Genomic DNA, 25,408 nt, shown 5'->3' with positions numbered 1-25,408 from the left:
GGGAACCTCACGAGCAGCGATGGTGGTGCGGTGCGCGCCCGAACGACGAGTTCAGTTCAGCGGCTTGTCCAGGACCGCCTTGCGGTGGCTGAACGTCTCGATGGAGTACCTGCCGTGGTAGTTGCCCATGCCGCTCTCCCCCACCCCGCCGAACGGCAGGTCGGAGACGGTGAGATGGGCGAGCGGCAGGCCGTATCCGAGGCCGCCGGAGGAGGTCTCCGCGGCGATCCGGTCGCGCGTCTCGCCGGACTCGCTGAAGACGTACAGCGCGAGGGGCTTGTCGCGGTCGTTGATGAAGTCGATCGCCTCGTCGAGGCCGGACACGGTGACGATGGGCAGGATCGGCCCGAAGATCTCCTCCTGCATCACGGGGGACTTCGGGTCGACGTCCGCGAGTACCGTGGGCGCGATGTACTTGCCGGTGCGGTCGCTGTCGCCGCCGGTCACGACGCGGCCCGAGTCGAGCAGGGCGGACAGCCGGTCGAAATGCCGCTCGTTGATGATCCGGCCGTATTCCGGCGAGGAGGCCGGGTCTCCGCCGTACAAGGCGTCGACGGCGCGGACGAGGGCGGTCTCCAGGGCTGCTGCGGTCTCCTGGGTGGTGAGGACGTAGTCGGGGGCCACGCAGGTCTGCCCGGCGTTGATGAACTTGCCGCGGGCCAGCCGGTCGGCGACCACGTCGAGGTCGGTGTCGCGGTCGACGAACACCGGTGATTTGCCGCCGAGTTCCAGGGTGACCGGGGTGAGGTGCTCGGCTGCGGCACGCATCACGATGCGGCCCACGGTGCCGTTGCCGGTGTAGAAGACGTGGTCGAACCGCTCCGCCAGCAGGGCCGTGGTCTCCGGGACGCCGCCCTCGACGACGGCGACCGCGTCGGTGTCGAGGTAGGCCGGGAGGAGCTCGGCCAGCGCGGCCGAGGTGGCCGGGGCCAGCTCGCTCGGCTTGGCCACGACGGCGTTCCCGGAGGCGAGTGCGCCGACCACCGGGGCTAGCAGCAGCTGGGCCGGGTAGTTCCACGGGGCGATGACGAGTACGACGCCAAGAGGGTCGTAGCGCGTCCAGGCGGTCGCGTCGGCGCCCAGGTGCGCGGGGACGGGAGCGGGCTCGGGGCGCAGCCACCCGTCGAGGTGGTCGAGGGTGTGGTCGATCTCCCGGATGGTGAAGTCGATCTCGGTGCGGTAGGCCTCGGTGCTGCTCTTGCCGAGGTCGGCGTGGAGGGCGGCGGCGAGGTCGGAGCCCCGCTCGGTGAGCATCGCCCGCATGCGGCGCAGCTGGCCGGTGCGCCATTCCACGGGCTTGGTGCGTCCGGTGCGGAAGGTGGCGCGCAGCCTGGCCACGACGTCGGCGGGCGTCTCGGGTGTGTGGGGGTTCATGGCGCCTCTCCGGTGGGCGCCGGGTGGTCGCCCGCCCGGCGCGGAATCTCGATCAGATGTATATGCCAACCTTTCTCTTGCTCCTCTGCATCCCGTCGACACGTCTTCGTGACGAGGCTCACGAGCCGGCCACGTGATCACCGGCACGCGGAGTCACGTCGGGCGTGGTCAGGCCGTACGACCGCCCGTGCCGGCGCGGACAGGTTCTACTGCGGTGCTGTCCGCGATGTGAACCGCCCAGTCCAGGATCTGTACGGCTGCACCTGCGGCCTCCAGTCCCTGGCAACGGGCGTGGTGCCTGTGAGCGATGCCGTTCAGATCGAGATGACGGCCGAAGGCGGGGTGAGCTGCGAGGCGGCGGGCGTAGCGCCACAGGTGGGGATGGTCGGCGATGCGGTGGACCGCTGCGACGTCCAGGTGCAGGCGGTGCACGGTGTCGAGCTGGACCAGGGCGACCCACAGCCGTACGTCGGCGGCGGTCATCTCGTCTCCGAGGACGAAGTTCTGGTGGGCGAGCCGCCACTCCAGTGAGCCCAGGACGCGGAGCAGGGAGCCGAGAGCGGAGTGGCGAGCCGCTTCGTCGATGTCGGCCTGCCCGGCGACCTGTGCGGCGTGGTCGATGCGGTTCTCGCAGAGGCGCTCGACGGCCTGGATCTCCTTCTCCGCACCCTGCGGGTAGAGGAGGGGCCGGTCCTGGGCGTCACCGCCGAAGTGACGGGCCAGATCCCGGAGGATGTGCGAGGAGTGCGTGGTGACGATCCGTCCCGTCCAGCTGTCGCTCAGCACCGGTGCCACAGCCGGTCCGGGGTGCCGATGCGAGCTGGCCTCGTACAGGGCGTGCAGCGCGGAGTGTCCGCCGTCGGGCCGGTCGGGGATCGCCGGCAGCAGGACGACCGGGAGGGAGTCCTCCAGACCGAGCAGGCTGTGGGTGACGGCGATCTGCAGACAGGCCGGGCAGGACAGCGAAAGGTGAAGGCGGTAGCGGCGCGGCACGGCGTGATAGCCGCTGTTCGCGTCGCAGCCGATCCTGCTGGGGAACGACCGCGAGGAGGGGAGGGACGGCACGGTGGTCAGGGGCGTGGACGGCATGTGTCTCCCTGGGTCCGGAATCCGGCTGCTGGCTCTCGGAGGTGCGGCGGGCAGCGCACGCACGGAATGGGCACGCGGGGGGATGGGCGCACACCCGCGAGCGGCGGAGTGCGGTGCCTTTGGACACCCCGGTTTCAGCGCAGAAGGCTCGCGGCGCTGCAGACACGCAGGAGATCGATGTGCCGACGGGAGGTGAGGAGCAGCGAAGACCGGCCGACGCGCGGGGCGCGGTCGGCGGTCGGCTCCAGACGCTCCATCATTTCCTACCCATGCACTAGGGAACTCTCCTTTGGAGTGTCAGGGGCCGCCCCCGCCACGTCAAGTGGTGCTGCCGATGTTCCGTCCGGAGTCCGAGACACAGAGCGCTTCCCCGGTCTCGCCGTCGCGCTGGATGCTCAGTCGAGGCAGAACTCGTTGCCCTCGATGTCCTGCATCAGGATGCATGATTCGTTTTCCTCATCGGCAACCATCGTCTGTACGTGCACCGCGCCGAGCGCGACCAGTCGTGCGCACTCGGCCTCCAGCGTGGCGAGGCGTTCTTCACCGACGAGTCCCGTGCCGGCTCGGACGTCGAGGTGTACGCGGTTCTTGACGACCTTCCCTTCGGGAACGCGCTGGAAGAGCAGGCGCGGGCCCACGCCCGAGGGATCGCTGCACGCGAAGTAGACGACCTGGTCCTCAGGCGGCAGCGACCGGTGGTAGTCCTCCCACGTGGCGAACCCCTCCGGGACCGGCGGTACGACGTACCCCAGCACCTCGCACCAGAAGCCGGCGAGGCGCGCGGGCTCTGCGCAGTCGAAGGTGACCTGGAACTGCTTGATCGATGACATCGGCGCACCATAGCAAGGGCAGCGGTTGCTCATCTCCAGTCGTGCGCGGGAACGTTGGGTATGCCGCCGCCCGACGCTGTGGTGCGCTAAGCACCCGCGTCAGCCCCGTGTGGCCGTGCCCCTGCGTGAGGCCAGGACGTGATCCATGGCCGGAGCCTCAGAGGAGACCGTGCCGGGGCGGTCTGGTGCCGTTCAGCACGTAGCGGCCGATGTGCTGGATCTTCCAGCGGGCCGGGTCGTGCAGGGTGTGGGTGCGGGCGTCGCGCCAGTGGCGGTCCAGGCCCAGGGAGGCGAGCGCCGAGCGGGTCCCGGCGACCTCGAAGAGAGCGCTGCCGATCTCCACCGCGGCCTCGGCCGCCGTCACCTTGGCGGTGGCGATCGCTACCGATGCGGCGGCGGCCGAGTCGTCGGTCAGGTCGGCGCGGGCCGCGTCGACCTGACGGGCGGCCTCACGCAGCAACGCCTCGGCTGCCCGCTCCCGGACGGCCAGTTCACCGAACCGCTGGATCACCAGCGGATCCTCCGCCGCGGTGGCGTGCCCTTCGTCGACGCTCTCGAACCAGGGGCGGCTCTTGGCGCGGACGAACTCCACCGCCTCCGCCAGCGCACCGGAGGCGATCCCGACGTCGATGGCCGCGTGCAGCAACTGGGCGACCGAGCCGTGGAGTTGTGGGCCGCGGAAGGTGAGATGGTGCGGTACGACACGGTCCGCCGGGACCGGCACCGACTCCAGTCGCACGGTTCCGCTGGCGGTGGTGCGCTGGCCCATGCCGTTCCAGTCGTCGAGCACGGTGAGCCCCGGGGCGTCCCGCGGTACGTACGCCACGTGCAGGGTGTCGTCCTCGGCGCGGGCGAGGACGGGGATCCAGTGGGCGAACAGGGCGCCGGTGGAGTAGTGCTTGACGCCGTCGAGGACGTGGGAACCGTCGGGACGGGGCGCGAGCCGGGTGCGGATGTCCTGCACGTGCGCCGTCCCTGCCTCGGACTGGGCGTTGCCGAACCTCTTGCCGGCCAGTACCTCGCCGAACAGGAACGCACGCTGTTCGTACGTCCCTTGCCGACGCAGCACGTTGACGTACACGAAATGGCTCTGCGGGATCTGGGCGAGGCTGGCGTCGGCACCGGCCAGCAGGCGGAAGATCTCGGCCAGCGTGCCCGCGCCGACGTCGGCACCGCCGAACTCGGCCGGGACCGACACCGCGAGCAGCCCGGATGCCGAGAGCCGCTCGATCTCCGCATGCGGAAGACGGCGACGGGTGTCCCGTTCGGCGGCGCCCTTGCGGAACTCCGCGGCGAGTGCGGAGGCGACGGCGAGGGCCTCGGCGTCGTCGACGATCACATGTGCGGCACTCATCCGGTGGCCGCCAGCAGGGCCGTGCGGCCGCCCAGGGCGGCGGAGAACCGGTCCGTGACCTGCGTCAGGGCATCCGCCGAGCCGGGTGCGACGGTCACGGTGCCGCCGTCGCCCACCGTGATGTCCCTGTCGAGGGTGAACCAGCCCGGGACGATGTGCTGCGCGCCCATGGAGCTGAGTACGGGGCGCAGCGCGTAGTCGATGGCCAGGACGTGGGCGGTGGAGCCTCCGGTGGCCAGTGGCAGCACCGTCTTGCCGGTCAGTGCGTACTGCGGGAGCAGGTCGAGCAGCGCCTTCAGCAGCCCGGAGTAGGCGGCCTTGTAGACGGGGGTGCCGACCACGACCCCGTCCGCCTGCTCGACCAGCGCCGTGGCCCGCACGATCGCCGGGTGCCGGAAGTCCGCGCCGAGCAGGGCCTCGGCGGGCAGGTCGCGGACATCGAAGGGGATCACCTCGTGCCCCTGCGCGATGAGCCGCTGGTCCAGGTGGCGCAGCAGGCGCGCGGTGCGGGAGGTGGCGGAGGGGCTGCCGGAGACGGACAGGATCGTGGCCATGGCAGGACCTTTCAGGAGTACCAGGTGGGCTGCGGCAGGTCGCCGGTGAGGACGTGGTGGCCGACCTCGCGGCGCTTGTAGGCGACCGGGTCGTGCAGGGTGTGCGTGCGGACGTTGCGCCAGAAGCGGTCGAGGCCTTCGGTGGCGGCGGTGGCGCGGGCGCCGGTCACTTCGAAGATGCGGTTGGTGATCTCCAGGGCCACATCGGTGGCGCGGGCCTTGACCGCGGCCACTCGCACCTCGAACTCGCCGCGGGCCTGCTCGGTGACCGCGTCCGGGTCGTCGTGCAGTTTCTGTCCCTCGGCGGCCACGGCGTCGGCCAAGGCCTCGGCGGCCCACAGTTTGGCGGTGAGGTCGCCGTAGGTGTCGATGACGTACGGCTCGTCGACGGCTCGTTCGTGGCCGCCGTGCAGCCAGGGGCGGGACTTGGCTCGGGTGTAGGTGGCGGCGGTCTCCAGGGCGCCGGCGGCGATGCCCAGGTAGAAGCTGACGAAGACGAGCTGGATGGTGGGCACGTTGAGCGTGTTGTACACGCGGGGCCGGAACCGCTTGTCCACATAACCGGCCGCGGCCGACCAGGGGACGCGTACGGCGTCGAGGGTGACGCCGCCGCTCTCGGTGAGACGCTGGCCGATGTTGTCCCAGTCGTCGTGGAAGGTCAGGCCCTCGCTGTCGGAGGGCACGATGGCGAATACATGGTCGTCGGTGCCCTCCAGGACGCCTTCGAGCACGGTCACGTCGGAGACCTTGCTGCCGGTGGAGAAGGACTTGCGTCCGGTGAAGGTGAGCGTGTCTCCCTCGTCGCGCACGACCACGTCGGTGTCGCGCGGGTTGACGGCGCCGCCGAAGAACCAGCGGTTGCGGGCGGCATCGGCCTCCACCTGCTCCCACTGCTCCCGGGTGCCGACCAGCCGGGCGGCCCAGTTCCACAGGTAGTGGTAGCCGAGCAGCTGGCCGATGGAGCCGTCCGCCTTGGCGACCTCGCGGACGACGCGGTAGGCAGTGGGCCAGTCCTGGCCTCCTCCGCCGTGCTCGACGGGCCCGAGGAGGGTGACCAGGCCGGAGTCCTTCAGCAGCCGGACCTCGGCATGGGGGGTGGCTGCGGCCTCGTCCCGGGCTGCCGCGTCGGTGGCGAGGACGGCGGCGACCTCCGTGGCGCGGGCGATCCAGCCCTCGGCGTTCCGCGGGAGGGGCGCGGTCTTCCAGTCGGTGCGTACGGCGGTGCTCATGAGCTGTTCCCTTTCGTCGTGGACGGGCTGTTCAGGCGTGGGCGGTGGCGGGCTCCGGCTCGGGCTGTTCGGCCTCGAGTTCGCGCACCAGGGGCAGCACCCGCTTGCCGAAGTACTCGACCTCCTCCAGGTAGTGCAGGAAACCGAGGAGGAAGAGGTCGACGCCGAGCCGCTTGTAGGCGACGATCCGCTCGGCGATCTGCTCGGGAGTGCCGATCAGACCCGTACGGAAGCCGTCGTTGTACTGGACGAGGTCCGCGAAGCTCGAGTCCTGCCACATGCCCTTTCCGTCGGCCGTGGACTGCCCGGCCTGCCGGACGGCGTCCCGGAAGCCGTGCACGGCCGGCGTGTCCGCCTTGGCGACGATCTCGCGGAGGGTCTCGCGGGCCTCGGCCTCGGTGTCGCGGGCGATGAGGAAGCCGTTGAGTCCGAACTTCGGTGGGGTGCGGCCCGCTTGGGCAGCGGATGCGCGGACGTCGGTGATCTGCTCGGTGACGCCGTCGAAGTCCTTGCCGTTGCTGAAGTACCAGTCGGAGACGCGGCCCGCCATGGCCCGGGCGGCGGTGGAGTTGCCGCCCTGGAAGATCTCCGGGTGGGGACGTTCGGGGGTGTTCAGGGGCTTGGGCTTGAGCGAGAAGTCCCGCAACCGGTAGAAGTCACCGGCGAGTTCGGCGTGGTCCTCGGTCCAGATGCTGCGCAGGGCGGTGATGAACTCCTCGGCCCGGCGGTAGCGTTCGTCGTGCTCGAGCCAGGGCTCCCCGAGGGCCGTGAACTCGCCCTTGAACCAGCCGCTGACGACGTTGACGGCGAAGCGGCCGCCCGACAGGTGGTCGGCGGTGGCGCCGAGTTTGGCGAGGACGCCCGGGTGCCACAGGCCCGGGTGGACGGCGGCGATGACCTTGAGCCGCTGGGTGGCCAGGAGCAGGGCGAGGCTGAAGCTGGTCGACTCGTGCTGGTACTCGGCGCCGTAGCCGGCCATGTAGCGGACCTGGCTGAGGGCATAGTCGAAGCCGTTGTTCTCGGCGAGCACGGCCAGTTCGCGGTTGTACTCGTAGCCCCAGTCGGTGCGCTGCTCGATGGTACTGGTGACCAGGCCGCCACTGACGTTCGGCACCCAGTAGGCGAAGCGGGCGGGGTCGGTTGCGGGGAATTCGGGCATGGGAAACTCCTGGCCGGCGAATGTCGAGCGAAAGCGTGACGAAGGAACGTCCGGAATTCAGGTGCGCGTGCGCAACATCCCAGGGAAAGCCGTCGTCACGCAACGAAACGGCAGGGATCAAAATTCACGGAGGGGGAAGAAGGGCAGCGTGGGTGGGAGCTTTTCAGCTCGCCGCGCTCAGCCCTGACAGCAACAGCGGGAGCTGCAGACACGCGCGAGATCGACGTGGCGTCGTCGCGTGAGGCCCTGTTGCTTCATGTCTTCGATCAAAGCAGCGGAACATCCGGACGGTCAACAATTCCGAGCCCGATTTCACATGTCGAGCCATGGAATTCACGGGGCCGTGACAAGGATTCTCCTGAACCGACGGGATCCGGCCAGTGCGCGATCAGGCGGATGGCGATGAACCTCACGACGCGACCCGCTGGTCACCGATGCCGTCCGGGTGAGCCAGGCCGAGGTGGTCGCGCAGGGTCGTGCCCTCGTATTCCGTGCGGAAGACGCCCTGTTCCTGCAGCAGCGGGACCACCTTGTCGGCGAACTCGTCGAGTCCGGTCGGGGTGAGGTGGGGCACGAGGATGAAGCCGTCGCTCGCGTCGGCCTGCACGTAGTCGTTGACGGTGCGGGCGACGGTGGCCGGAGAACCGATGAAGTTCTGCCGGTTCCCGGTGTTAATGACCAGCTCACGGATGGACCAGCCGTTGGCCTCCGCCAGTTCGCGCCATTCGCGCGCGGTGGCCAGCGGGTCCCGGTACATGCGGACCTGGGCGCGCCCCTTGGCGATGTGGTCGTCGCCGACCTCCGGGTCGATGTCGGGAAGGGGGCCGTCCGGGTCGTACGCCGACAGGTCCCGGTTCCACACGAACTCCAGGTGCTTGAGGGCCGTGGCTCCGCTGACCTGCTGCCGGCGCACCTCGCGGGCCAGTTCCTCGGCCTCCGCGTCCGTGTCGGCGAGGGCGAAGGTAGCGGCGGGCAGGATGAGAAGCTGATCGGGGGTGCGGCCGTGGGCGGCCACGCGGGACTTGACGTCGGCGTAGAAGGCCTGGCCGGCTTCGAGGGTGCCGTGCCGGCTGAAGATGGCGTCCGCTTCGGCGGCGGCGAACTCGCGGCCCTCGTCGGAGTCGCCGGCCTGGAAGATGACGGGGCGGCCCTGCGGGGAGCGGGGGACGTTGAACTGCCCTTGGATGTCGAAGTGCGGGCCGGTGTGGGCGAAGGCGCCGGCCTTGGCGTCCGACAGGAACCTGCCGGTCTCGCGGTCGGCGAGGATCTCGTCGCCGTGCCAGGAGTCGAAGAGTTCATGTGCCGTGGCGAGGAACTCCTTGGCGCGAGAGTAGCGCTGTTCCTGCGGCAGGAATCCGCCGCGGCGGAAGTTCTCGCCGGTGAAGGCGTCCCAGGAGGTGACGACGTTCCAGGCGGCGCGGCCGCCGGAGAGGTGGTCGAGGCTCGCGAACTGGCGGGCGACCTCGTAGGGCTCGTTGAAGGTGGAGTTGATGGTGCCGGCGAGGCCCAGGCGCTCGGTGACGGCGGCGAGCGCGGCGAGGACGGTGAAGGTGTCGGGGCGGCCGACGACGTCCAGGTCGTATATCTCGCCGCCCTGCTCACGAAGCCGAAGTCCTTCGGCGAGGAAGAGGAAGTCGAACCTGGCGCGTTCGGCGGTCTGTGCGAAGCGCGCGAAGGAGCTGAACTCGATGTGGCTGCCGGCCCGCGGGTCGCTCCAGACGGTGGTGTTGTTGACGCCGGGGAAGTGGGCTGCCAGGTGGATCTGCTTCAGGGGCTTGGTCATCGAGGTGGTGTCCCTCCGGCTCAGACGGCGGCGTAGCGGTTGGCGGGGCGGGCCAGGCCCAGCAGACCGCGCAGGGTGCCGGCCTCGTAGGCCCGGCGGAAGGCGCCCCGGCGCTGGAGTTCGGGGACCAGGCCGCGGGTGACGGCCCTGAGGTCGTGGCCCACGACGGCGGGCCTCAGCCGGAAGCCGGACAACCCGGCGCCGTGCAACTCCAGCAACCGGTCGGCGAGTTGGGAGGGCGTGCCGGTGAACACCGGGGCGTCGCTGGCGTACGGCCGTCCGTCGAGCGTGTCGAGCCGTTCCCGGCGTGCCCTTGCGGCGACCGGGTCGTCGTCGAGGAAGACGACGAGGTCACCGAAGACGTGCAGAGGTTCGGACGCCCGGCCTGCGGCGTCCTGCTCGGCGCGGATCCGGCTGACGACGGTGCGGGCCTCCTCCGCGTCGTGCGGGGTGACGTAGCCGACGTCGGCGGCGCGGGCCACGAGACGGTAGGGGACGGTGTCGTGGGCGAGGGCGCTGACGATCGGCTGGCCCTGCGGCGGGCGCGGCGTGATGGAGGGGCCTCTGACGCTGAAGTGCCTGCCCTGGAAGTCGATGTAGTGCAGTTTGCCGCGGTCGACGAAACGGCCCGTGGCGACGTCCCGGATCTCGGCGTCGTCCTCCCAGCTGTCCCAGAGGCGGCGCACGGCCTCGACGTGGTCGGCGGCCTCGTCGAACAGGTCGGTCACCGTTTCCAGGGAGGCAGGGCTGTCGTAGGCGTCGATGCGCGCGATGGTGCGGCGGCCGAAGTGTGCGGCCTCGTTCGGGCGTGCGGTGATCTGCACCCGCAGGCCCGCGCGGCCGGTGCTGACGTAGTCGAGGGTGGCGATCGCCTTGGAGATGTGGAAGGGCTCGGTGTGGGTGGCGACGACCGTTGGCACCAGGCCGATGTGCCGGGTCAGCGGGGCGACGCGGGAGGCGATGAGGACGGCGTCGAGTCGGCCTCGCACCTGGTCGGTGCGCTCGTCCGGGTCCAGGAAGTGGGAGGACTGGGGACCGAGGCCGTCTTCGATGGTGACGAAGTCGAGCAGTCCGCGCTCCGCCTCTGTGACGAGATCGGCCCAGTAGGCGGCGGTGAACTGATCTCGGGGCCGGGCCTGCGGTTCCCGCCAGGAGGCGGGATGCCAGCCGGTGCCGTCCAGGGCGACGGCGAGGTGCAGCGAGGATGAAGCAGTCGAGGACACGAGGGGCCTTCCTGCAGAGGTTCGGCTGGTTGTCTGTCCTGGGCAGCCCGGTCGGCTTCGTCTCCGCCTTCCGCACGACCTCGTCGGGCAGGCCCCAGCGCTTCAGGGTTCGCGTACGGGGTCGGGTACGACATCCGCACACGCGCAGGTCGACTGCCCCGCGTGCAGGGCGAAGTGACCGGGCGGGACGGCGGATCAGGTGATGCGGACGACGTGCCGGGTCCGTCCGAGCCCGCGCCGCATGTCAGGGAGCGGGGAAGGTGCGGCTGCACGGAGGGTGGAGAGTCGGCCCGGGAGGGACTCACCGGGCGCGGGAAGGGCCGGTCAGACGGCCCACTGCCGCGTCAGGCGCAACACGCCGCGGACCACACCCGACCGAAGTCGATGTGGCCACGCGAGACCAAGCGTTGCTGCGCGGTCATGAGGTCAGTTGAGCAATACGTCGTGCTTCTCGTCAAGGAGCGCCCGGATGCCGGACCTTGTGGTCCTGAGCCCGTCCACCGCCCCTCAAGCGGCGGCGCAGGCTCGATACGTGGGGGACATCGCCGAGTTGGACAAGATCGGCCGCACCGGCTGAGCGCATCGCTCCCCATCTCGGCCTCTCCGCACAGACAACCCGCGGACACCACTCCCCGTCCTAGGTGACGCGAGAGGCGCCCGGGACCGACGGGACGTCTGCGCACGGGGTTTTGAGGAGAGGATCGTTGATCCGTGCCCGGCGAATATGTGTGACCGCCGTGGCGGTGCTGGCAGCCCTGGCGGGCCCGCCCGGACCGGCACAGGCCGAACAGTCGCAACCATCAGGTCTGTTCGACACGACGCACGAGAGCCCACTTCCGCCCGGGTGGCGGATCGACGGCGAGGCCGGGGCGCGTGAGCTGGTCTGGCGTGCACCGAAGTCCGTGCCCATGGGAGATGCCCGGGTCGAGTTCCGTGCCGAGGACCGGCTGCTCGGGGTACCGAGGCAGGCGAGGGACGGGCGGACCTTCCGGCTCGCCCTCGGCGAGACGCGGCCCGTGCAGCTGACGGGCCTGCAGGTGACGGCCGCGGGGCGCCGGCTGGACGCGACGGCCGACGACACGCGCAGGTCCGGCTCGCGCGTGGGACGAATACCCGCACCGGCACCGGCGAACGGCGTTGATCCGGGCAAACCCGGCTCGTACCGCACGGTCACCGGCGAGTACGACCTCGCCCCGGTCCGCCTGCCCGGATACGCCGCTCCGGTGGAGATGACCGCCGAGGTGGTGGCGCCGAAGGGTGCCACCGGCAGCCGGCCGCTGGCGCTGTTCCTGCACGGCCGCCACGACACCTGCTACAAGCCGGGCTCCGAGGACGACGTGACCGGCGACTGGCCCTGTGCGGACGGCTACAAGCCGATTCCGAGCTACCGGGGTTATCTGCGTGACCAGCGACTGCTGGCTTCCCAGGGCTATGTGACGGTGTCGATCTCGGCGAACGGCATCAACGCTCAGGACTTGGAGACCGAGGACGCCGGCGCGCAGGCGCGTTCCTCGCTGGTACGTCAGCACCTCGCCCGCTGGGCCGACTGGACCGCCCGTCGCTCCTCCGCCCCGGCCGTCGTACGCAAGGCGCCGAAGGCAGACCTGTCCCGGGTCCTGCTCGTCGGCCACTCGCGCGGCGGCGAGGGCGTCAACCGGGCCGCCCTCGACAGCCTGTATCCGCCGCCGCCCGCCGAGGACGGCTACCGGGGCCCGGTGCGCTGGAAGGTGCGGGGGGCCGTGCTCATCGCACCGACGATCTTCGGCCAGAACCCGGTCGCCGACGTGCCGTCCGTGACGCTGCTGCCGGGCTGCGACGGCGACGTGTCGGACCTGCAGGGCGAGGCCTTCGTCGACGGCACGCGCGGGATCAGCCGGGGCACGGCACTGCACAGCGCCGTCTACATGGTCGGCGCCAACCACAACTACTTCAACAGCGAGTGGACCCCGGGCGAGGCCGTCGCACCGGCCAGTGACGACTTCAGGACCGACCCGGATCAGCCGGACCCGGTGTGCACACCGGGTGCCGCGGCCCGGCTGACCGCCGCCCAGCAGCACAAGGCGGGCGCCACGTACATCTCCGCCGCGGCCCGGCTCTTCCTCGCCGGGGACGATCGGGTGCGTCCGCTGCTCGACGGTTCCGGCAAGCGGGCCCCGTCCGCGGATCCGGCCCGGGTGCTGACCCACGCGGTCGGCGGCCGTCGCAGCGGTGGGTTCCTGCCGGACGGCGGGGCGAAGGTGACCGGCGCCCGGCTGTGTTCGGCGATCGACCCCGACCCGGCCTTGGCCTGTCTGGCCCCTGAGACCCTCGGATCGTCCCCGCACTTCGCGGCGTGGGAGACGCAGCAGGAAACCGGCCGCAGCGCCGTGGACCTGAAGTGGTCCGCGCCGGGCAGAGCCGTGCGTATCACTCCCGCCAAGCCGCTCTCCCTGCACGGGGCGCAGAAGCTCGCGCTCCGGGTCTTCGTACCGCCGAACACGACAGGCACGAAGTTCGACGTGTCCGTCACCGACTCCCGGAACCGAACGGCCACGCTCGGCCGGGTCGCGGTGGCGGGGCTGCCGGGCTCCGCCGCCACCGCGTCCTACTGGGCTCAGGAGCTGCGCGTCCCGCTGTCGGCCGCGACCCGGGCCGGGCTCGATCTCAAGCACGTCAAGTCCCTCGCGCTGACGCCCCGTTCGCCCTCCGGTCGGGCCTGGCTGATGGACGCCTGGGGCTGGGCCCCCGGCACTCCGGCGGTGAAGGCGACCGCACTGGCGCGGGTCGACGTGGGCCGCACGATCGTCAAGGAGGGCGACTCGGGCACCCGCACCTACCGGATCCCGGTCCAGGTCTCGGGGCACGGCAGCGGACAGGTCCGCGTCTACGTCCTCGACCCGGACAGCGACCGGGCCGAGAACCGCCTCGTGACGGTACGGCCCGGCAGCGGCGCGGTCGACATCCCGGTCGAGGTGAAGGGCGACACGGCCTACGGCGACGACGTGGACCACGACATCGCCGTCAAGGCCGTCCGGGGCGCCGTCGTCGGCAAGTACAGGGGCGGGCTCACCGTCGGGAACGACGACCCCGAGCCGGTGATCACCCTGTCGCCGATCGCGGACCGGGTGACCGAGGGAGAGACCCTGACCTGGCGGCTGTCCGTGGACACGCCCGCGGCGGTGGACCTCTACGAGCCGGTGCGGGTGCTTCCGGTCACCGAGGGCGCCGGGCTGTCCACCAAGGACGTGGACCCGAAGTGGCTCGAGGAATCGTCCGGTGACGTGCCCGACCCCGAGCGGCCGCTGTCCGACACGCACCTGTGGGTGTGGGTGACCATTCCGGCGGGGAGCACCGGCGTGGACTTCGTCGTGCCGACCGTCCAGGACCAGGTGGCGGAACCGGCCGAGTCGATGCGCCTCGCGCTGACCGACCGCCACGCCGAGCCGCTTCCCGACAGGCCGGTGCTGACGGGAACGGTGCTCGACAAGCCGTAGGCATGACGCACGAGGGATCGCTAGTGCCCTCTCGCGCGGGGTCCGCTCTGTCGGGCCCCGCGCTTCACAAGGGCCTTTTGAGCACGGGGGGCGACCCGTCGGGCCCGCGCTACACAAGGGCCTCTTGAGCGCTGGGTCGGTCTGTCGGGCCCCGCGCTTCACAAGGGCCTCTTGAGCGCTGGGTTCGGTCTGTCGGGCCCCGCGCATCACAAGGACCTCTTGAGTCAGTCGGTCGGCCGCGTACCACGCGCCGCCGTGCGGAACGCCTGCGGCGCTCGGCCGTCGCGCTTGCGGAAGAACTTGGCGAAGTCGCCCGGGTCCCTGAAGCCCAGTCTGCCGGCGATGTCCGCCGACGTGGCGTCGGTGTGCACGAGGAGGCGCTTGGCTTCGAGCAGGATGCGCGCGTCCAGGTACTGCTTGGCCGTGGAGCCGGTGGCCGCGAGGGTGGCGCGGGTGAGGGTGCGGACGCTGTAGCCGAGCGCCGAGGCATAGTCGGCGACCCGGTGCGTATGGCCGAAGTCCCGCTCGACGGCGGCGTGGTAGCGGCCGAACGCCCCCTCGGCAGAGGCGCTCTCCAGAGGCCTGCCGGTGCGGGCGTGGGTGAGGCGGAGCAGCAGGACGCCCAGCAGATGGCGCAGGGCCTCGATGTGCGCGTCGAGCGGGATGGCACCCAAGTCGGCGTACTCGTGGGTGAGATGACGCAGCGCGAGCTCCAGCGCGCCGTCGTGCGGAGGGCAGGGCAGCAGGGGCGACGGGTCGCCGGGGGGTGCGGCGCCGGGCTCCGGGTCGGTGGCGGTGAAGCCGGGCTGCCAGATGACGATCGTGCCGCGCGCGGGGGCGAGTTCGTCGGGTGAGTACTGGTGGACCTGGCCCGGGCGGATCCGCAGCCAGCTGCCGGGGTGAAGGGTGTGGTCCGAAAAGTCCACGGTGTGCCGGAGCGGTCCGCTGCCGCCGTGGACGTGGATCAGATGGTGGAAGGCGGGTCGTTGCGGCGCCGTCAGGTCGATTCCCCGCCGTCGTCCCCGGTCGCGGAGTTCGGCGAAGTCCAGGACGTCCATACCGAGAGGGGCGCTGAGCAACGGGCGGTATGAGACGTCCGTGATCTCCGCTCGCTCAGCTTGTCCGTTTTTTCCCATGAGAAGTCCTCAGCGTACCGGAAGGGCCCGTAAGGCCGCTCCTAGCGTCGGAGACATGCGACTGATCGTGGGAATGACCGGGGCCACCGGAGCACCGTTCGGGGTCCGCCTGCTGGAGCGGCTGGCCGCATTGCCGGAGGTCGAGACGCACCTCGTCCTCAGCCGCTGGGCGCGGACGACGATCGAGATGGAGACCGGACGCACCGCCCGTGAGGTCGGCACCCTGGCCGACGTCGTCCACAAACCGGACGACCAGGGCGCCTCCATCGCCTCCGGGTCGTTCAGGACCGATGGCATGGTGATCGTGCCCTGTTCGATGAAGACGCTGGCCGGAATACGCGCCGGGTACGCGGACGGGCTGGTCGGCCGGGCGGCGGACGTGGTGCTGAAGGAGCGGCGTCCGCTGGTGCTCGTACCGCGTGAGACACCGCTGAGCGAGATCCACCTGGAGAACATGCTCGACCTCGCGCGCAAGGGGGCCCGGATCGTGCCGCCGATGCCCGCCTTCTACAACCACCCCACCTCGGTCGACGACATCGTCGACCACATCACTGCGCGCATCCTCGACCAGCTGGACCTGCCCGCACCGGATGCCAAGCGCTGGCACGGCATGCGCGCCGCCCGCCCGGCGGTGTAGGGCCCTCCCCGAACAGACACGACGAAGGACACACGACATGGCCTACGACGACCTTCGCGGCTTCCTCTCCGCCCTCGACGGCGAGGGCCAGTTGCTGCGGATCACCGACGAGGTCCGGCCCGAGCCCGACCTCGCCGCCGCGGCCAACGCGGCCTGCCGGATCGGCGACGGCGCCCCGGCACTGTGGTTCGACAACGTGACGGGCTTCACCGACGCCCGCATCGCCATGAACGTCCACGGTTCGTGGCGCAACCACGCCCTGGCGCTCGGGCTGCCGGCCGGGACGTCGGTCAAGGACCAGGTCGAGGAGTTCGCCCGCCGCTGGGACATGTTCCCCGTACCGCCGGAGCGTCGCGAGGACGCGCCGTGGCGGGAGAACACCGTCGAGGGCGCGGCCGTCGACCTGTTCCGGATCCTGCCGCTGTTCCGGCTGAACGACGGTGACGGCGGCTTCTACCTGGACAAGGCAGCGGTGGTCTCCCGGGACCCGAGGGACCCTCGGCACTTCGGGAAGCAGAACGTCGGCACGTACCGGCTCCAGGTCACCGGACGCGACCGGCTCGCCATCCAGCCGGTACCGATGCACGACATCGCGCTGCACCTGCGTGCCGCCGAGGAGCACGGCGAGGACCTGCCGGTGGCGATCACGCTGGGCAACGACCCGGTGATGACCATCGTGGCCGGCATGCCGATGGGTTACGACCAGTCCGAGTACGAGATGGCAGGTGCCCTGCGCGGCGCGCCCGCGCCCCTCGCCACGGCGCCGTTGACCGGCCTCGACGTGCCCTGGGGCAGCGAGGTCGTGATCGAGGGGGTCATCGAGGGCCGCAGGCGCGAGATCGAGGGGCCGTTCGGCGAGTTCACGGGACACTACTCGGGCGGCCGGCGCATGCCGGTGATCCGGGTCGACCGGGTCTCGTACCGCACGGACCCGGTGTTCGAGTCGCTGTACCTGGGCATGCCGTGGACCGAGGTGGACTACCTGGTCGGGCCGAACACCTGCGTGCCGCTGCTGAAGCAGCTGCGCGCGGAGTTCCCCGAGGTGCAGGCGGTCAACGCGATGTACACGCACGGGCTCGCGGTGATCATCTCCACGAAGAAGCGGTACGGCGGCTTCGCGAAGGCGCTCGGGATGCGGGCGATGACGACGCCGCACGGCCTCGGCTACGTCGCGCAGGTGATCGTCGTCGACGAGGACATCGACCCGTTCGACCTGCCGCAGGTGATGTGGGCGATGTCGGCGAAGGTCAATCCGCAGGAGGACGTCGTCATCATCCCGAACCTGTCCGTCGTCGAACTCGCGCCGGCCGCCTCACCGGCCGGCATCACCAGCAAGATGATCATCGACGCGACGACGCCGGTGCCCCCCGACGTCCGGGGCAACTTCAGTACACCGGCGCGCGATCTGCCCGAGACCAAGGAGTGGATCGGCCGTCTGCAGTCCCTGCTGGGCACCCGCTGACCCGCCGACCGTAAGGAGTGGATCGGCCGTGTTCAGTCCCTGCTGGGCACCCGCCGACCCGCCGACCGTAAGGAGTGGATCGGCCGTGTGCAGCCCCTGCTGGGCCCCCGCCGACCCGCCGACCGTAAGGAGTGGATCGGCCGTGTGCAGTCCCTGCTGGGCACCCGCCGACCCGCCGACCGTAAGGAGTGGATCGGCCGTGTGCAGCCCCTGCTGGCACCCGCCGACTTGCCGACCGTGAGGAACGGAGCCTCGACCATGACCTGCATCTGCCCCCGCTGCGCGTACGGCACCGTCACGACCGTCGCCACCTCCCCCGTACCCGGGGTGTGGGACGTCCTGCAGTGCGACCGTTGCCGTTACATGTGGCGCACGACGGAGCCGGACCGCCGCACCCGGCGCGATCTGTACCCGGCCGAGTTCCGGCTGACCCAGGCCGACCTCGACGATGCCCCCGAGGTCCCGTCGGTACCGCCCAGGCTCCCCGGCCCGGCGACCGGCCGGGCCACGGGCACGATCCGCAACGCCGCGTCCTGACGGCGTCTACACCACCGAGACCAGCGCCAGCGCCTCGTTGCCGTGGTGCTCGGCGATTGCCCGCATGAATGCCCGGTGGGGGAAGTCTCCTTCGAGGAGCCGGAGGGGACCCGCCGTCAGTGACAGGCGCTGGACCAGCGTGTAGAGCGCGAGCCTGTCCTCGTCGAGTCCCTCCACCGCCAACCGCCGATAGTGGCCGTCGGGATGGCGGAGCCGCAGGAACACGTGCTCCCACTCGACGTCGAAGTACATCAGGTCCTCGATGTCGATCAGAACAGGGTTGCCTGACCGGTCCACCAGGACGTGGTCCAGGCCCAGTTCGCCATGGACGACGGAGTGCTCGGCACGCGGCCGCACCGCTGCGGCGAGCTCGAGGAGCCGCTGCTCCAGCCGGTCTCGGGCGCCCGCGATCCTCCCGTCACGGGAAGCCGCCTCGGCCAGGCAGTGCAGCCCGAAGCCGAGCGCGGCCTGCTCGCCCGACGCCTCCCGCGACACGCCGCCCGCATCGATCAGGCCGACCTTGCCGAACGACGGGCCGCGGTGACTTCCCATCACCGCCAGGGCGTCGGCGAGGCGCGCCATGGTCGGTTCCGCAGCGTGCGGATCGCGCTCGAGCAGATCCAGCAGGTTCTGGCCGGGGAAGTCCTCCAGGATCGCGAGGTCGGCCGGGTAGTGAGTGCCTTCGCGGTCGGTGAGGTGCAGCTCGGGAACCCGCAGACCCAGCGAGACCAGCCGCGCGCGTGCGGTCTCGTACAGGTCGAGGCCGCCACCGGGCGAGAACGGGTTGGTGAGGTCGTCGTCGCCCTCTGCCGTCGGCCAGTAGTTCTCCGATGCCTCCCACAGATAGGCCACGGCAGTCGTCGCGTCGTCCATCGTCAGCCGGTAGACGCCCTTCTTGCTGCCGCCCGTGAGCCGCTCGACCGTCTCAAGCCGCCGCCCGCCGCCCAGAGCGGCCCGCGCCGCCCCCGCCAATCGGTCTCGTGTCACTGCCCGCGGTGCCATGCCCACGCCCCGCCTTCCCACTCGACAACTGGGGCACCCTACGCGAGCCGCCCCGCAATGCCGAACGATGTGCCGAGCCCCTGAGTGGTGCCACTGGTCGTACGGTGACCGCTACTGGGCCCCTGGTGACCGGTGAGCCCGCCGCGCTGGACGGCACTTGGGACGGCTGGGCTCACTGCACGGGGCCCCTGACGGCAAAGCCCCGGCCGGACGGGGGAATCGCGGCCGGGGCGGTCCGGTGGTGGGTGCGGATGGCGGTCGCCTCTCGGCGAAAGGCTCCACAGGGCTTCAGCCGAACGATCGTCCCTGTGGGCGAATGGTGAGGCCCGGGGACACTGTCCCATCCGCACCCACGCCTTGTTCAACGGGCAACCAGCGGCGGTTGTTCCGTAGTCGGCTCGGAGACGTGGTGATCCGTGCCACTCCCCCGGGCCCATCGATTGCGGCAGGTCACCGGCCGTCAGGCGACTCACTCGAACCTTGAACGCGTTCAAATATGGTGAGAGTATCGCGCTCAACCGCTCAGGGGGTGGGTGTGAGGATGCCGGACAAGGGGGCGATGGCCGTGGGGAGGTCCGCCGGGCTCATCACAACATCCTTGGTGTGGGCGACGCTGATCACCGTGAGTCCCTGGCTGCCGAGCACCGTGGGCTTCCTGGAACTGACAGGTGTGGCCCTCGCCCTGAGCATGCTGGTCTTCGGCCCTGTTCCGTCCTTCCTGCTGGGGACGCTACTGGGGCGTGCTCGGGCCACCTGGCTGGTGGCAACGTGTGGCGCCGTCGGGCCGTTTCTCTGGATTCTCGACTTCACGGTCTTCAGCGATCCCCATGTCCGTTCCTCGACGGCGGTGGCGGTCGCTTTCGCGGGCGCCTCGGCCTTGGGACTCGTCAGTGTCCCTCTCCTGGGAGGAGCGGCGGCAGGCCGATTCTGCTGTCGCTCCGACACGGCCGGCCGCCTCCGACTGCGCGGCCGGGCGAGGTGAAACGCGCGGCCCCGAAGCGCGGCGGGACAGGCCGAGCCGCCGGTCGCCGGACCAGTCGCCGGACCAGTCGCCGGACCGGCCGCCGGACCAGTCGCCGGACCGGCCGCCGGACCGGCCGCGTCCGGGCTTGATCCGGAGCGGAGCCACCCACTTGCCTGCTCACGACCACCGATGCGCCGCAGCCCTTCCCTTGTCATGCCCTCATCTGAAATCTTGCGTCGACCCATTCGGCCCACGGCCCGGTCGGCGCCACCCATTGCCCCGGGCTCTCGGAGGATGCTGTGACAACCCCCCGCATATCCCAGCACCGTCTCAGACGGTCGCTGCTGTCCTTGGCCGCTGCCGGAGCGGCTCTCGCGCTCGCCACCCCGGCCGGCGCGGCCGACGTGGACACCGGCCTCCCGCCGGGTCCGGCCGCTGCCCGCGCCGCCACGCCCGCCCAATCCGCCGCCGGGTGGGCCGCCGGCACTCGCTCCTACCTCGTCATCACCGCTCCCGGTGACACCTCGGCCGCACGCAACGCCGTGACGGCGAACGGCGGTTCGGTCTTCGCGCACTACGACGCGATCGGCGTGGTGGTCGCACACTCCACTTCGGCCGGCTTCGCCACCGCGATGCGCTCCGTCGCAGGCGTGCAGAAGGTGGGGGCGACCCGCACCTCGGACGTCCCCGCGGACGCCTACTCCCCCACCCTGCCGGGCGCTCCAGCGCAGTCGCCCACCACTCTCACCGAGACCGCGCGCTGGGACATGACCAGGATCAACGCCGACAAGGCCTGGGCCGTCAGCACCGGTTCCCCGTCCGTCACGGTGGGCGTCCTCGACACGGGAGTGGACGACCGGCACCAGGACATCGCGCCCAACTTCGACGCGGCGGACTCCGCCTCCTGCGCCTACGGCAAGGCCGACACCCGAGCCGGCGCCTGGCGTGACGTCGACACCCACGGCACTCACGTGGCGGGCACCATCGCCGCCGCGAAGAACGGCAAGGGCGTGGTAGGTGTCGCGCCGGGTGTGAAGATCGCCTCCGTGCGCATCGCCGAGCCGAACACGAGCATGTTCTTCGCCGAGAACACGATCTGCGGCTTCATGTGGGCCGGTGACCACGGCTTCGACGTCACCAACAACAGCTATTACACGGACCCGTGGATGTTCAACTGCCCCGACGACCCGGACCAGGCGGCCATCATCGAGGGTGTGCGCCGGGCCCAGGAGTACGCGGAGGCCAAGGGCTCGCTCCAGGTCGCGGCGGCCGGCAACTCCGACTACGACCTGGCCGACAAGCGTTCGGACAGCTCCAGCCCGAACGACTCGACGCCCGTCAACCGCACGATCACCAACGCCTGCGTCGACATCCCGACGGAGCTGCCGGGCGTCGTGACCGTCGCGGCGATGGGCAACGGAAACATCAAGGCGTCCTACTCCAACTTCGGCCGGGACGTCATCGACGTCGCGGCCCCGGGCGGCGACGGAGCCTACGGTGTCTACTCGACGCTCCCCGGCGGCAAGTACGGGAACAAGAACGGTACGTCGATGGCCTCGCCGCACGTGGCGGGCGTCGCCGCGCTGCTGAAGAGTGCCGACCCGGCCGCCACCCCCGCCGACCTCCGCGCGCGGCTGGGAACGCAGGCCACGGACACCGCGTGCCCGTCCGACAGCCGCTGCACCGGCACCACGGGGAAGAACGCCTTCTTCGGGGAGGGCCAGGTCGACGCGCTGAAGGCCGTCGGTGGCACCACGCCGCCGCCCGGCCGGTACTTCGAGAACACCGCCGACGTCACCGTCGCCGACAACGCCACGGTGGAGTCACCGATCACCGTGACAGGCGTGCCGGGCAACGCCCCGGCCGCGCTGAAGGTCGGCGTGGACGTCAAGCACACGTACCGCGGCGACCTGGTGCTGTCGCTCGTCGCCCCTGACGGATCGGTCTACCCGCTGGAGGACTTCGCCGACGGCGACAGCGCGGACGACGTGGTGAAGACGTACACCGTCGACGCCTCGTCCGAGACCGCGTCCGGTACGTGGAAGCTGCGGGTCCGCGACATCGCGACACAGGACACCGGCCGGATCGACACCTGGAATCTGACCTTCTAGGGGGGGAGGACCCCCGGCACGCGTACGCCCTCCCCGGCACCCCTTGCCCATCCGTTGCTCCCCTCTTGCCTGGCCTATCGAAATTCGATAGGTTCCCATCGTAAGTCGATTGAAGGATGGGTCATGGGGAAGCTGGCAGTGTGCGCGCTGCGCGCCGTGCTCGTGGTGTTGCTCGTCGGCACCGTGTTGGTCCAGGCATCGATGGTGTGGGCGCTGGTCAGCGGGAACGACCCGGAGGACGGGTCGCTCCCGCTGACCCCGCTGCGCGTGATCACGATCCTGGGCCTGGCGGCGGCCCAGGCGGCCCTGTTCTGCGTATGGCGGCTGGTGACGATGGTGCGCCGCAGGACCGTGTTCTCCCCCGCCGCCTTCCGGTACGTGGACGTCGTGATCGGCTCGATCGTGGCGGCCGCCCTCGTGTGGTTCACGGTCACGATCCTCAACGCACCGGGGCAGCGGGACGACCCGGGTGTCACCGTCATCATGGGCGGCATCGGTCTGGCCATCCTGGGCGTCGCGCTCATCGTGCTCGTGCTGCGGATGCTGCTCGCGCAGGCCGTCGCTCGCGACGTCGAGGCGTCACAGATGCAGGCCGAACTGGACGAGGTGATCTGACCGATCGCCGTCGATCCTTCGCGTACGGGCCGGTGGCATGTCCCGGCGCTTTGCGGGTAGGCGCGGCTCGTGTTGGACGAATACTCGAAGGACGCGACGGCCCCCATGGACCACGAAATGGGAGGAAACGGCCCGGATGCACTGTCCACCAGCGCCATTTCCGTATCGGCGGCGTTCGACGGCGACACCGGGATCGCCGAAGCCCGCGACCTGGCCCGGACGTTCCTGACCCGGGTGCAGGCGGTGCACGGCCTGCCGGTCTCCAGCCGGGCCATGGGGATGGTCCAGCTCGTGGTCAGCGAGCTGGTCACCAATGCCCGTAAGTACGCGCCCGGCCCCTGCCTGCTGACCCTGGACATCGTGGACGGGGCCGTACGGACCAGCGTGTGGGACAGCAGCACCACGCTGCCCGCGATCCTGGCGCCCGACCCGAGCCGGATCGGACAGCACGGCCTCGAGATCGTGGCTGCCGTGTGCGTCGGCTTCGCCATCCACCGCGAGCCGGTCGGAAAGCGCATCACCGCCGACGTCGTACTCGCCGACGACCCCGGCGGGTCCGCGGCCGGCCACCAAGTGCTGTAGTACCGGCACAGAAGCCGGTGGGGCCGGGCATCGCACTCGCCGACGCCGGTCTCACCCACTGCGGCCGGGCAGCAGACGTTGCTACTCGGCCGCCACGATGCGCTCCACCGCGGCCGTCACCAGCTGTTCACGCTCCACCTCCGTGAAGACGTCCGGCAGGGTGAGCTGCTCGACGATCAGCCAGTTCAACGTCAGCATGAGCAGCTTGACGGCCGTGGCGTCGCCAGGGAGGCCGGAAGCCTCGTGGTAGGCGACGTTGGCGTCGACGTCGGCGCGGACCCGCTCCGTGAGGACCTTGCGCAGTTCGGGACGCCGGGTGGCCTCAAGGCGAAGTTCCAGCAGGGCGAGATAGCCGGTGCGGAAGGACGCGACACGGCCGACCAGATCGCGCATCAGGCCGACATAGGTCTCCCGGTCGCGGCCTGCCGCCCGCTGTCGCGCGATCAGCTCTTCGTCCGGCTGAAGCCGCTCGTACACCCGGGCGCCGGCCTGCGTGAACAGGTCGTCGCGACTGGCGAAGTAGTTGGATGCCGTGCCGACGGGGACGGAGGCCGCTGCATCCACGGCCCGAAACGTCAGGCCCCGTGCGCCTTCCCGGGCCAGCACCTCGATCGCCGCGTCGACGAGGGCCGCGCGCCGCTGGTCGTTCCGTCTCACCATTGACACCACTCCAGGCGTAGTACTACTTTCAAACCACTTCAACCAGAGTACTATGCGTGGGGGACCATCGTGCGAAAGCTCGTGTACTACATCGGCGTCTCGCTCGACGGCCGCATCGCGGGCCCGGGCGGGGAGTTCGGCTTCTTCCCGCAGGGCGACGACCAGCAGGCCACCGCCTACGCGAACTGGATGAACGCGCTGCATCCGGAGACCGTCCCGACGGCCTACCGCGCTGCCGCGGGCGTGGCAGACGAGCCCAACCGGCGTTTCGACACCGTCGTCATGGGCCTCGGCACCTACCGCCTCCCCCACGGCAACGGGATCACCAGCCCGTACGCACACCTGCGCCAGTACGTCGTGTCCAGCTCCCTCGAGCCCGACGTCGACCCAGCGGTCACCGTCGTGGCGAGCGACCCGCTCGGCCTCGTCCGCGAGCTCAAGTGCGAGGCGGACGCCGACCAGGACATCTGGCTCTGCGGAGGCGGCCGGCTCGCGGGCAGCTTGCTGCCCGAGATCGACGAGCTGCTGATCAAGACCTACCCGGTCATTGCGGGGAGCGGAATCCCGGTGGTCGACGGTGCCTTCGACCCCACCGTGTTCGATGTCGCCGAGCGCACCGCGTTCCCCGCCGGAGCCACCCTCACCCGCCTCACCCGCCGCTAGTCCAGGTCACCGGCCGGTCGGCCTCAGTAGTCGAGGTCGGTGTCGTTGAGGACGACGTCCGAGAGTCCCAGTGCCCGGGCTCCGCCGCCCTGGAAGTGCGTCACCTTGGTACCGTCCCGTCGGCCTGGCCATGCTCAGCGGCTTGCGGTGCATGTTGACCCGGGCCTTGGAGATGACGGCGGCGCGGATGTCGGGTCGCCAGGTGGGTCGTTCCACAGGGGGGCGTGGATCACCGCACGGCCTGGTTGCGTCGCGCCTCCGCCGCCTTGAAGTAGTCGCCGCCTTTGCGCTTGACGTCGTCCGTGCCCCAGGCCTGCTCCCCGCCGGCGGCGACGGCGCCGTCCTGCGCGGCCTGCGGCCGCAGCGGTGCTCTGACCAGCCTGGGTATGTGCTTCGAGCAGTGGATGTAGGCCTCTTCGACCTCGACTTCGACCCACATCTGGGGGCGGCGGCCGGGCACGGAATCGACAGGCAGGCCGGGATGGCTCCGACGCATCGCCTCGTCGGGAACCAGGCGGGCCCGGCCGTTGACGTGCAAACCGATGCGGTCCTCGGAGAAGTCGATCATCAGGAGGCCGACGTGCGGGTTCTCCCGGATGTTGCCCAGCGAGGCCATGACGCCGTTCCCCCGGTACTCCGGGTAGGCGAGAGTCGCGTCGTCGAGAACGTGGAGAAAGCCGGGCGGCCCGGCGCGGAACGTGCTGTCGCACTCGCCCCGGCCGTCCGAAGTGGCGAGAAAGAACATCTCCTGGCGGGCGACGAACTCCCTCATCCTGGAGTTGAGCCGGTCCAGTACCTGTTCGTCGTAGAACCGATCAGCGCGGCTGGTGGTACCCAACTCGCCCTGGATCTGGTGCTCTCCGTGGCTTCCGGGCCGGTCCGCCCGCGGATCCTGGTGCAACGGTCCTCCTGACAGGCGAATCAACGCCTGTGTCCGAGCCCTGCACCGGTGGTCCCTCGGCGCAGGTGAC

At 70.6% G+C, this 25,408-nt stretch carries 22 protein-coding genes; 8 read left to right on the top strand and 14 right to left on the bottom strand.

Going from position 1 to position 25,408, the window contains the following annotated elements; all coding sequences use genetic code 11:
* Nucleotides 1-51 precede the first annotated feature (51 nt).
* The 9 genes from FDO69_RS27205 to FDO69_RS27165 all read right to left on the bottom strand — a co-directional run bounded on the left by FDO69_RS27205 (nucleotide 52) and on the right by FDO69_RS27165 (nucleotide 10,595).
* Nucleotides 52-1,374, bottom strand: a complete 1,323-nt coding sequence (locus tag FDO69_RS27205) for an aldehyde dehydrogenase family protein (protein WP_104782629.1) — start codon at nucleotides 1,372-1,374, stop codon at nucleotides 52-54.
* 168 nt (nucleotides 1,375-1,542) lie between these two features.
* The gene (locus FDO69_RS27200) at nucleotides 1,543-2,463 is read right to left on the bottom strand and encodes a glutathione S-transferase C-terminal domain-containing protein (RefSeq protein WP_104782626.1); all 921 of its coding nucleotides are present in this window, start codon (nucleotides 2,461-2,463) and stop codon (nucleotides 1,543-1,545) included.
* Nucleotides 2,464-2,858: 395 nt separating this feature from the next.
* Nucleotides 2,859-3,293 (bottom strand): VOC family protein, encoded by a 435-nt coding sequence (locus FDO69_RS27195; RefSeq protein WP_104782623.1) that lies wholly within the window; start codon nucleotides 3,291-3,293, stop codon nucleotides 2,859-2,861.
* Between the two features lie 157 nt (nucleotides 3,294-3,450).
* Complete coding sequence (locus FDO69_RS27190) at nucleotides 3,451-4,647, bottom strand: SfnB family sulfur acquisition oxidoreductase (protein ID WP_104782620.1); 1,197 nt, start codon at nucleotides 4,645-4,647, stop codon at nucleotides 3,451-3,453.
* On the bottom strand, nucleotides 4,644-5,201 hold the full coding sequence (gene ssuE, locus FDO69_RS27185) for an NADPH-dependent FMN reductase (RefSeq protein ID WP_104782617.1): 558 nt from the start codon (nucleotides 5,199-5,201) through the stop codon (nucleotides 4,644-4,646). The genes FDO69_RS27190 and ssuE overlap by 4 nt, the downstream gene beginning before the upstream one ends.
* A gap of 11 nt (nucleotides 5,202-5,212) precedes the next feature.
* Nucleotides 5,213-6,430, bottom strand: a complete 1,218-nt coding sequence (locus FDO69_RS27180; protein WP_104782615.1) for an acyl-CoA dehydrogenase family protein — start codon at nucleotides 6,428-6,430, stop codon at nucleotides 5,213-5,215.
* Between the two features lie 31 nt (nucleotides 6,431-6,461).
* Nucleotides 6,462-7,589: a dimethylsulfone monooxygenase SfnG gene (sfnG, locus tag FDO69_RS27175; protein ID WP_104782612.1), complete on the bottom strand. Its 1,128-nt coding sequence runs from the start codon at nucleotides 7,587-7,589 to the stop codon at nucleotides 6,462-6,464.
* A 409-nt stretch (nucleotides 7,590-7,998) separates the two neighbouring features.
* Nucleotides 7,999-9,372, bottom strand: coding sequence for an NtaA/DmoA family FMN-dependent monooxygenase (locus FDO69_RS27170; protein ID WP_104782609.1), 1,374 nt, complete (start codon nucleotides 9,370-9,372; stop codon nucleotides 7,999-8,001).
* A gap of 20 nt (nucleotides 9,373-9,392) precedes the next feature.
* Nucleotides 9,393-10,595, bottom strand: coding sequence for an LLM class flavin-dependent oxidoreductase (locus FDO69_RS27165; RefSeq protein WP_104782606.1), 1,203 nt, complete (start codon nucleotides 10,593-10,595; stop codon nucleotides 9,393-9,395).
* A gap of 704 nt (nucleotides 10,596-11,299) precedes the next feature.
* On the opposite strand from FDO69_RS27165, the gene FDO69_RS27160 reads away from it, so the two are divergent.
* Nucleotides 11,300-14,068, top strand: a complete 2,769-nt coding sequence (locus FDO69_RS27160; protein WP_104782603.1) for an alpha/beta hydrolase — start codon at nucleotides 11,300-11,302, stop codon at nucleotides 14,066-14,068.
* A 224-nt stretch (nucleotides 14,069-14,292) separates the two neighbouring features.
* Here FDO69_RS27160 and FDO69_RS27155 read toward each other — a convergent pair whose 3' ends face one another.
* Nucleotides 14,293-15,126: a helix-turn-helix domain-containing protein gene (locus FDO69_RS27155; RefSeq protein ID WP_104782601.1), complete on the bottom strand. Its 834-nt coding sequence runs from the start codon at nucleotides 15,124-15,126 to the stop codon at nucleotides 14,293-14,295.
* Nucleotides 15,127-15,259: 133 nt separating this feature from the next.
* Between FDO69_RS27155 and FDO69_RS27150 the strand changes: the two genes are divergently transcribed.
* From FDO69_RS27150 to FDO69_RS43255, 3 genes are all read left to right on the top strand, one after another.
* Entirely contained in the window at nucleotides 15,260-15,841 is a 582-nt protein-coding gene (locus FDO69_RS27150) for a non-oxidative hydroxyarylic acid decarboxylases subunit B (protein WP_104782598.1), read from the top strand.
* Between the two features lie 37 nt (nucleotides 15,842-15,878).
* Nucleotides 15,879-17,303 carry a non-oxidative hydroxyarylic acid decarboxylases subunit C gene (locus FDO69_RS27145; RefSeq protein ID WP_104782595.1) on the top strand — a complete coding sequence of 475 codons (1,425 nt, stop codon included), beginning with the start codon at nucleotides 15,879-15,881 and terminating at the stop codon, nucleotides 17,301-17,303.
* A gap of 87 nt (nucleotides 17,304-17,390) precedes the next feature.
* Complete coding sequence (locus tag FDO69_RS43255; protein WP_324827487.1) at nucleotides 17,391-17,840, top strand: non-oxidative hydroxyarylic acid decarboxylases subunit D; 450 nt, start codon at nucleotides 17,391-17,393, stop codon at nucleotides 17,838-17,840.
* A 6-nt stretch (nucleotides 17,841-17,846) separates the two neighbouring features.
* On the opposite strand, the gene FDO69_RS27135 is transcribed toward FDO69_RS43255, so the two are convergent.
* Nucleotides 17,847-18,827 (bottom strand): phosphotransferase family protein, encoded by a 981-nt coding sequence (locus tag FDO69_RS27135; RefSeq protein WP_104782592.1) that lies wholly within the window; start codon nucleotides 18,825-18,827, stop codon nucleotides 17,847-17,849.
* 537 nt (nucleotides 18,828-19,364) lie between these two features.
* Nucleotides 19,365-19,487 carry a hypothetical protein gene (locus tag FDO69_RS42745; RefSeq protein ID WP_267896256.1) on the bottom strand — a complete coding sequence of 41 codons (123 nt, stop codon included), beginning with the start codon at nucleotides 19,485-19,487 and terminating at the stop codon, nucleotides 19,365-19,367.
* Nucleotides 19,488-20,105: 618 nt separating this feature from the next.
* On the opposite strand from FDO69_RS42745, the gene FDO69_RS27125 reads away from it, so the two are divergent.
* The 3 genes from FDO69_RS27125 to FDO69_RS27115 all read left to right on the top strand — a co-directional run bounded on the left by FDO69_RS27125 (nucleotide 20,106) and on the right by FDO69_RS27115 (nucleotide 23,114).
* Nucleotides 20,106-21,917 (top strand): S8 family peptidase, encoded by a 1,812-nt coding sequence (locus FDO69_RS27125; protein WP_234388125.1) that lies wholly within the window; start codon nucleotides 20,106-20,108, stop codon nucleotides 21,915-21,917.
* A 123-nt stretch (nucleotides 21,918-22,040) separates the two neighbouring features.
* The gene (locus FDO69_RS27120; protein ID WP_104782587.1) at nucleotides 22,041-22,532 is read left to right on the top strand and encodes a DUF2975 domain-containing protein; all 492 of its coding nucleotides are present in this window, start codon (nucleotides 22,041-22,043) and stop codon (nucleotides 22,530-22,532) included.
* Nucleotides 22,533-22,637: 105 nt separating this feature from the next.
* Nucleotides 22,638-23,114, top strand: coding sequence for an ATP-binding protein (locus tag FDO69_RS27115; protein ID WP_104782584.1), 477 nt, complete (start codon nucleotides 22,638-22,640; stop codon nucleotides 23,112-23,114).
* Between the two features lie 81 nt (nucleotides 23,115-23,195).
* Here FDO69_RS27115 and FDO69_RS27110 read toward each other — a convergent pair whose 3' ends face one another.
* Nucleotides 23,196-23,774, bottom strand: a complete 579-nt coding sequence (locus FDO69_RS27110; RefSeq protein ID WP_104782581.1) for a TetR/AcrR family transcriptional regulator — start codon at nucleotides 23,772-23,774, stop codon at nucleotides 23,196-23,198.
* Nucleotides 23,775-23,843: 69 nt separating this feature from the next.
* Between FDO69_RS27110 and FDO69_RS27105 the strand changes: the two genes are divergently transcribed.
* Nucleotides 23,844-24,437 carry a dihydrofolate reductase family protein gene (locus FDO69_RS27105; protein WP_104782578.1) on the top strand — a complete coding sequence of 198 codons (594 nt, stop codon included), beginning with the start codon at nucleotides 23,844-23,846 and terminating at the stop codon, nucleotides 24,435-24,437.
* 229 nt (nucleotides 24,438-24,666) lie between these two features.
* Here FDO69_RS27105 and FDO69_RS27100 read toward each other — a convergent pair whose 3' ends face one another.
* On the bottom strand, nucleotides 24,667-25,338 hold the full coding sequence (locus tag FDO69_RS27100) for a pyridoxamine 5'-phosphate oxidase family protein (protein WP_234388124.1): 672 nt from the start codon (nucleotides 25,336-25,338) through the stop codon (nucleotides 24,667-24,669).
* Nucleotides 25,339-25,408 lie beyond the last annotated feature (70 nt).

The sequence above is a fragment of the Streptomyces tibetensis genome (assembly GCF_007655005.1).
Classification (GTDB): Bacteria; Actinomycetota; Actinomycetes; order Streptomycetales; family Streptomycetaceae; genus Streptomyces; species Streptomyces tibetensis.
The sequence above is the reverse complement of the archived record's forward strand: the minus strand, read 5'-3'. Positions and strand labels throughout refer to the sequence as shown.